Annotated in this window: 1 protein-coding gene; it reads left to right on the top strand. The window is 49.1% G+C overall.

Annotation, left to right across the window (positions count from 1 at the left end):
* Window positions 1–157: 157 nt before the first annotated feature.
* A partial coding sequence (locus tag HMPREF1627_RS00595; RefSeq protein WP_158705783.1) for an oligopeptide:H+ symporter occupies window positions 158–705 on the top strand: 548 nt, incomplete at its 3' end.

Raw genomic sequence — 705 nt, 5'->3', positions numbered from 1 at the left:
TCCTTAATAAGACGGGAACATCTTAGCTGTTGACGCAACGGGCTAGTTTGTTATCCTGGCGAATGATGATCCCAAGATTAGGAGGATATTTGGCGCACTAATCGGTCATTTCGCGCGTGCTCCCTCGCGTATTCTCTATGGGAATTAAGGATTATTTATGTCTGACCAGAACTCTAATTCGATGGTCTCCCCTTCCACGTCTATTTCTGAAGCGCGCAAACAAGACCGAAATGTTCGCGCCGACACGTCATTTTTTGGCCATCCTCGTGGATTGGCAGCACTTTTCAATCTGGAGCTGTGGGAACGTTTCTCATATTTAGGTTTCCAAGCTATCTTGGCTCTCTACTTCGCCGACGCTATAGCCTCAGGAGGACTAGGCTACGATCAGCAAACCGCATCTTCTGTGGTAGCAGCATACGGTGCTCTAGTTTATTTGTTGGCCCTCGTCGGTGCTTGGATAGCGGACCGAGTTGTCGGTACGTATCGCTCCGTTCTATGGGGTTCCGTCCTTATTGCCAGCGGACACATTTTTATGGGAATCCCCCGAGAGTTCTCAACCTGGGTCGGTTTAGCTCTAATTATTCTCGGTACGGGTCTATTGAAGCCAAATGTCTCGACAATGGTCGGAGAGCTATACGAGCAAGGCGATAGACGGCGCGACGCAGGGTTTTCAATCTATTATTCCGGAATCAACATCGGCGCTTT

Source organism: Actinomyces sp. S6-Spd3, from assembly GCF_000758755.1.
Lineage (GTDB): Bacteria > Actinomycetota > Actinomycetes > Actinomycetales > Actinomycetaceae > Pauljensenia.
This window is presented reverse-complemented; position numbering and strand designations above follow the sequence as displayed.